General features: G+C 45.4%; 12 protein-coding genes and 2 pseudogenes. All 14 read right to left on the reverse strand.

Annotation, left to right across the window (positions count from 1 at the left end):
- A pseudogene (locus AC0QH1_RS29100) lies at positions 1–702 on the reverse strand (CHAT domain-containing protein); the annotation flags it as partial.
- A 101-nt stretch (positions 703–803) separates the two neighbouring features.
- Positions 804–1001, reverse strand: a complete 198-nt coding sequence (locus AC0QH1_RS29105; RefSeq protein WP_324634952.1) for a hypothetical protein — start codon at positions 999–1001, stop codon at positions 804–806.
- Between the two features lie 17 nt (positions 1002–1018).
- Positions 1019–1468, reverse strand: a complete 450-nt coding sequence (locus AC0QH1_RS29110) for a PIN domain-containing protein (RefSeq protein WP_324634941.1) — start codon at positions 1466–1468, stop codon at positions 1019–1021.
- 313 nt (positions 1469–1781) lie between these two features.
- Positions 1782–2000, reverse strand: coding sequence for a PIN domain-containing protein (locus AC0QH1_RS29115; RefSeq protein ID WP_324634942.1), 219 nt, complete (start codon positions 1998–2000; stop codon positions 1782–1784).
- On the reverse strand, positions 1997–2263 hold the full coding sequence (locus AC0QH1_RS29120) for a PIN domain-containing protein (RefSeq protein ID WP_324634943.1): 267 nt from the start codon (positions 2261–2263) through the stop codon (positions 1997–1999). The genes AC0QH1_RS29115 and AC0QH1_RS29120 overlap by 4 nt, the downstream gene beginning before the upstream one ends.
- Positions 2264–2268: 5 nt before the next feature.
- On the reverse strand, positions 2269–2514 hold the full coding sequence (locus AC0QH1_RS29125; protein ID WP_283762873.1) for a UPF0175 family protein: 246 nt from the start codon (positions 2512–2514) through the stop codon (positions 2269–2271).
- Positions 2515–2535: 21 nt separating this feature from the next.
- Positions 2536–2814, reverse strand: coding sequence for a hypothetical protein (locus AC0QH1_RS29130; RefSeq protein WP_324634944.1), 279 nt, complete (start codon positions 2812–2814; stop codon positions 2536–2538).
- A 169-nt stretch (positions 2815–2983) separates the two neighbouring features.
- Positions 2984–3253 (reverse strand): type II toxin-antitoxin system RelE family toxin, encoded by a 270-nt coding sequence (locus AC0QH1_RS29135; RefSeq protein ID WP_324634945.1) that lies wholly within the window; start codon positions 3251–3253, stop codon positions 2984–2986.
- On the reverse strand, positions 3243–3431 hold the full coding sequence (locus AC0QH1_RS29140) for a hypothetical protein (RefSeq protein ID WP_324634946.1): 189 nt from the start codon (positions 3429–3431) through the stop codon (positions 3243–3245). Before AC0QH1_RS29140 ends, AC0QH1_RS29135 begins: the two co-directional genes overlap by 11 nt.
- Before the next feature lie 74 nt (positions 3432–3505).
- Positions 3506–3730 (reverse strand): hypothetical protein, encoded by a 225-nt coding sequence (locus AC0QH1_RS29145; protein ID WP_324634947.1) that lies wholly within the window; start codon positions 3728–3730, stop codon positions 3506–3508.
- 115 nt (positions 3731–3845) lie between these two features.
- Entirely contained in the window at positions 3846–4100 is a 255-nt protein-coding gene (locus AC0QH1_RS29150; RefSeq protein ID WP_324634948.1) for a type II toxin-antitoxin system VapC family toxin, read from the reverse strand.
- A complete protein-coding gene (locus tag AC0QH1_RS29155; RefSeq protein WP_068789508.1) occupies positions 4097–4306 on the reverse strand; it encodes a transcriptional regulator in 210 nt (69 codons plus the stop codon). The genes AC0QH1_RS29150 and AC0QH1_RS29155 overlap by 4 nt, the downstream gene beginning before the upstream one ends.
- A 154-nt stretch (positions 4307–4460) precedes the next feature.
- Positions 4461–4934, reverse strand: a pseudogene (locus AC0QH1_RS29160) (PIN domain-containing protein).
- A gap of 11 nt (positions 4935–4945) precedes the next feature.
- The gene (locus AC0QH1_RS29165; RefSeq protein ID WP_324634951.1) at positions 4946–5194 is read right to left on the reverse strand and encodes a UPF0175 family protein; all 249 of its coding nucleotides are present in this window, start codon (positions 5192–5194) and stop codon (positions 4946–4948) included.
- Positions 5195–5386 lie beyond the last annotated feature (192 nt).

A 5386-nucleotide genomic window follows, 5' to 3' on the forward strand; every position in this document is an offset into this window, starting at 1 on the left:
AAAGGCGCTGCGGGTGTGGACTTCTAAGGCGGCTTGGTAGCAGTGAATCGCCTCCTCGATATTGTCCGCTCGCTCTCCCCAGATGCGGTTACGGTAGGCAGCCGCCAAGTTATTTTGAGTCCCTGCCCACTCATAGGGAAAGGCGGTGCGGGTGCGGACTTCTAAGGCGGCTTGGTAGCGGCGAATCGCCTCCTCGATATTGTCGGCTCGCTCTCCCCGGATGCGGTATAAGTAGGCATTCCCCACGTTATTTTGAGTCGTTGCCCAATCTTCGGGAAAGGCGGTGCGGGTGTAGACTTCTAAGGCGGCTTGGTAGGCAACAATGGCAATTTCCAGATTATTGGCTCGACTGCCTAATGGGAATTGCTGAATATCAAGGGCGAAATTATAAAGGATGGCGGCTAAGGCTTTATTCTTCTCAATATCATCGGGGTCGAGTTGGGAGTGAAGCCATTGGCGGAGGGTTTCGGCAAAATCGAGGTCGAGTTGGTCTTGGTATTTTTGGAAAATGCGATAGACAAATTGAAGGTTGCTGCCACTATCGATTTCGGCTTTCACAATTTCCAACCAAATTGCTAAATATTCTTCGCGGATGGCATTGACTTGAGGGTTGGAGGTTCTGGTGGGCTGAGGCTGGGAGGTGAATAAAGGCGTGTTTAGCCTCGGCCATAGATTTTGCCATCTCTTACGCCAACTCGACATGGTTCTGCCTCCGGTGAGTCTTGGTTCGGTGGTGTCGGTTCAGTGAAGCCTCGGTCCACCCCACCCGAATTTTACCCCATCCCCGCCACTGAGAAACCCGGTTACTGAAGACTTCTGATTTTCCGTAAATCCTCCAAAAACTCCTCCCGCGTCACCGACTCTAAAACATCACGCCGTTCCTGGGTATAATCTCCCTGACCCCAACCCATTTGTTGCAAAAAGCGAATTGCATCAGACTGTCCCAAATGATTGACTAAAATCTGATAGCCTTTTTCTCTTAGCTCTACTGCATTCATTATCCATAACTCCTTAATTATTACTCCTGTAAAACCTGAATCAGCCACACCACTGGATTGCTAATAGCAACCTTTAATTTAGATGCGTACCTGCGAGCGGTTTTGAGCAGGCGATCGTCTGTAGAAAGAAAAATATCTGCCCCAGCCGCTTCAGCACAAGCCAGATGAAAAGAATCGAACAGTCCAAACCCAAACTGTTCTAATTGTTGTGAACGTTCCTCCACCGTCGGATTAATTTCTTGCATCTGGGTTGCTAACGCCAAAAGACTAAGGATGCTAGTTTTTTTCTCCAGATTTCGCATTTTTTCCAGTTCCACTGTGATCGCTTCACTCGAAATGAGTTGCCATTCTCCCGTGCGAACTCGTTCCAGAATCGTTAAAACTGAGTCCCCCTCTAGCCGAACCCGTTCCTGCGCCCAGTCATCAAAAGGGCGATTGAGACAACACACATCTAAATATACCGCAACCATTAAACCCCCTACAGATTAGCTACCACCAACTCGCACACCTGCACCAACCTCTGATCCAGCAACTCCAGATGACGGTTGAGGATTTGTTCTCTCCACCCGGACAGGTAAGGAGTTCTTGAATCAGGGAGAGATAGGCTTGCACTCTGTGTTCATCCATAGCCACAGATCGGGTAGGGGATACCACCCGGATTTTACCCTATCACCGCGACTGAGAAACCGGGTTTCTTTGTTAAATTTTTGTGAAGAAACACCAGATGCTGCTAGAAACCCGGTTTCTTTTCCCCCACCCCAAAGGCAGCTTTTTATCACTTTATCATTCCCCAGCAGCCGCTAAAACCTCTCTATATAAATTTGGGCTAATCCGAAAATTAGCCTCCAAGATTAAACTATCCATAATCGGTCTAATCTGAGTAATCAAACCCCGACGCTTTGCTACTAACAAAATTCCCAATAATCCCGTAATCGACAACCCCAAATCAATCGCTTGCCTTCGTCCTAACCGTTCATCAATCAATAATTCTTCTGCATTCACTTCCAATGCCAACGCGATCGCCTCTGATTCTCCTCGACTAGAGGACGTTCAGTTTGTAAAACATTTACCAGTTGTTGATTAGTGGGTTGGCGAACCTCAATCCAATCAAGACCCAACACATCTGTGATGCGCGGGTCATCTTCTCCTCCTCGCTGTAATTCATGCCAAACCCCCGAAGGAATCAATACCTGTCCGTAGAGTTGTTCTAATAATCCAAGATAACCGACGATCGCCAACCCACTTAACGGAGAAGTATCACTCACAACAATCATAGCCATCCCTTAGCCGTTAAATGCTGTATATCCTCCTGCAATTCCTCCAAATCGTAATGAATATTGATGCCCCTCTCTGATAGAATTTTCTGGAATCTAAACTGAGAGATATTCAGTAACTCTGCTGCCTTACCCAAGCTAATTTTTTCTTGCTGAAACAGCAATAATACCAACTCGATAATCAACTCTTGTTCAGAGAGTCCACTAGCTTTAACAATGTCTTCGGAAATCACTATGCTCATAATCTTGCTCTTACCTCAAAATCAGTAATTTTTCGCCTTAGCTTGACCCTCACTCGTGGCTAGTCCAGATGTTTGACTGTTGAAATATTCCCCCACCTCCTGCGCCACATTCCCCACAAACTGCGCTTGGTTGTCTTGTCCCTCCTCCTGCAACTGTGCCGCTACCAACTCGCACACCTGCACAAACCCCTCATCCAGCAACTCCAGATGACGGTTGAGGATTTGCGGTTCCTCCCCACTAGGACATTCGAGGAGTTCTTGAATCAGGGAGAGACAAGCCTGCGATCTTTGTTCATCCATAGCCACACACCGGGTAGGGGATACCATCCCGATTTTACCCCATCCCCGCGACTGAGAAACCGGGTTTCTTTGTTAAATTTTTGTTAAGAAACCGAGATGCTGCTGGAAACCCGGTTTCTTTTCCCGCCTGCCATCCCCTTGTGACTGGAGACTAATCGGCATCCTTAAATCAACTCCGATAGACATCCCGACGATGCCTCACGCGCACAATCCGAACCACTTTTTCGGAATCATCAATTTCATAAACCACACGATAATCACCGCTGCGAATTCGATAGAGATTATCGTCCCCCTTCAACTTGACCACTCCCGGCGGACGGGGATCAAGACTCAGGCCATCGATCGCCTCCCCGATGCGTGACTGGAGATTGATATCGAGCGATCGCAGTTCCTTAGCCGCCGACTTCTTAAACCGGACAGCATACCCTTCATTTGCCATTCGCTTCTGCCTGGATGTCTTGTTTTAACTCATCCCAAGACACCTCCTCCTCCTGCTCACGAGCATGAGCCACCAACACATCATAGAAATCTTCCCATAACTCACCCCACTCAGCCAAATCAATTAATACTGCCTGTTTTTCTCCGGCTTCATTCACCACAAATTGAATTCCTTTCATGACTATTTCTCCTCATAAATTAACCCGGTCAGCGAAATCAATCAATTGCCTAATATCCATGGTGATTTCCTGGATCACAATAGAGATTTTATTCTAGCTTGGGAATTTAACTCACCAGCAAAATTAAAGTCGTGCGCTAAAACCCGACAATAAGCCGATAGGTCGTACTTGCCCACACCTTTGTTGTCCATCCAATACCTTAAGCATTTGTTACGGATGAATTGAGCGGTGCGGATAGCATCGTCTATAGCTTGATATTGTTTTGTTTTAGCTTTAACCTTAAATTCTAAGACAAACATTTACGCTAGGTTTGACAGAATAAACTTAGTTTAGCGCACTTAAAGCTAAATTGACAAGGGAAAGAAATTAACATCACGGCGGTTAAAACTGCTCGTGTCGCATTTCATCCCCCACTTAAAAGATGGAGGCTTTCATGCTCCCGCTATTTTCCCGTAATCCGTCTCTCTGAAAAAAGCTAGAAGATAATACCGATTCCACTTCCGTTACATCTTTAAAACCAATGGATACTTCTGCATAAATAATAGGGTTGATATGCAGTGTTCCAGTTTCGGCGCAATCAGCTAGTTGAGCGGCTGACCCGTCAAACCAATGGGAATCTTCAGTTAATACATCCAGAATCACATTACTATCTACGAGGAAATCCGTCATTCCTCACCCCGCGTTAAATTCAGAATCTCATCAGTGGTCATATCCCCTGTGGCTTTTCCCCGCAGATTTGCGATTAACGTTGCTCCTTTGGGTGAGGTGTTTTGATACCGCCAAGCTAAAAAGTCTAAGAATATTTTAGCTTCTTCCAGGGCGGGTTGGGGGAGGTTACGCAGAATTGCTAAGATTTCAGTTTCGGTGGTTAGCATGATGCAACAGCTTCAGGATAGTATCCCCATTTTACCCCATCCCCATAACTGAGAAACCGGGTTTCTTTGTTGAATTTTTGTGAAGAAATACCAGATGCTGCTAGAAACTTGGTTTCTTTTCCCCCACCGAGAGTAATCGGGAGAGTCGCCCACCCTACTCGATTTCATCCTCAGAAACAGCTTGCAAAACATTGTCATACAGAGATTCATTCACCCAGTATTGGGCTTCTGTCATCATTGCATCCAATAGGGGTTTCACCTTGGGGATAATCTGGTTTTGTTTGGCTAAAATCAAAATTCCTAAAGTGCCAATCACATTCAATTTTAAAGATTGAGCCACTTTTCTGGCTCTTTTTTCATCCAATACAACCCTAGTTGTTTATTCGCTCAGTGCTAAAGCAATCACCTCCCTTTCCCCAGCATCTAATTCTAAAGGGATGGATTCTGGCATCTCCTGCACCGACTTAACTTTAAGCCAAGCCGCTTCAATTCCATTAACAATGGTTTCCGAGTTAGGAAATCCTGATTCAACGGTTTCCGAGTAAACCGCTTGGGGAATGACTATTTCAGCAAACAGGGATTTTAATATATCTAAGCGATTAATACTTGCAAAATTAATCAGTAGCATTATAAATCACTTTAACCATCCCACAATCCTGATTGAATCGCTTCGATATCCTCTGCTAAATCATCTTGGTCGTATTGCCGAACAACATGATTTTCTCCCAACAGTTTTTGAAACTCCCACACGGAATAATTCAACAACCGACGGGCTTGACTAAAGGTAAATATCTTATTTTCATAAAGTTGCATGGCAATTTGTTCCAAAACTGCCGTCTCACCTTGCTCAATTAATTCGATGGGAATTTGTATATTAATACCTTGCATCTACCATCACCTCATCATTTCAAAAGACATTCATTCCCCAGCAGCCGCTTGGCAAAGGTAAGGAGTTCTTGAATCAGGGAGAGATAAGACTGCACTTGTTGTTCATCCATCGCCACGCACTAGGTCAGGACAGTACAGCTATTTTACCCCATCCCCGCCACTGAGCAACCCGGTTTTTTTGTTAAATTTTTG

This window comes from Phormidium sp. CCY1219 (assembly GCF_055795085.1).

Coding starts and splice junctions, on each gene's coding strand:
- AC0QH1_RS29110 (WP_324634941.1), bottom strand. CDS start 1,468: ATGGTTGCGGTATATTTAGATGTGTGTTGTCTCAATCGCCCTTTTGAT.
- AC0QH1_RS29125 (WP_283762873.1), bottom strand. CDS start 2,514: ATGAGCATAGTGATTTCCGAAGACATTGTTAAAGCTAGTGGACTCTCT.
- AC0QH1_RS29150 (WP_324634948.1), bottom strand. CDS start 4,100: ATGACGGATTTCCTCGTAGATAGTAATGTGATTCTGGATGTATTAACT.
- AC0QH1_RS29165 (WP_324634951.1), bottom strand. CDS start 5,194: ATGCAAGGTATTAATATACAAATTCCCATCGAATTAATTGAGCAAGGT.
- AC0QH1_RS29145 (WP_324634947.1), bottom strand. CDS start 3,730: ATGTTTGTCTTAGAATTTAAGGTTAAAGCTAAAACAAAACAATATCAA.
- AC0QH1_RS29130 (WP_324634944.1), bottom strand. CDS start 2,814: ATGGATGAACAAAGATCGCAGGCTTGTCTCTCCCTGATTCAAGAACTC.
- AC0QH1_RS29155 (WP_068789508.1), bottom strand. CDS start 4,306: ATGCTAACCACCGAAACTGAAATCTTAGCAATTCTGCGTAACCTCCCC.
- AC0QH1_RS29135 (WP_324634945.1), bottom strand. CDS start 3,253: ATGGCAAATGAAGGGTATGCTGTCCGGTTTAAGAAGTCGGCGGCTAAG.
- AC0QH1_RS29140 (WP_324634946.1), bottom strand. CDS start 3,431: ATGAAAGGAATTCAATTTGTGGTGAATGAAGCCGGAGAAAAACAGGCA.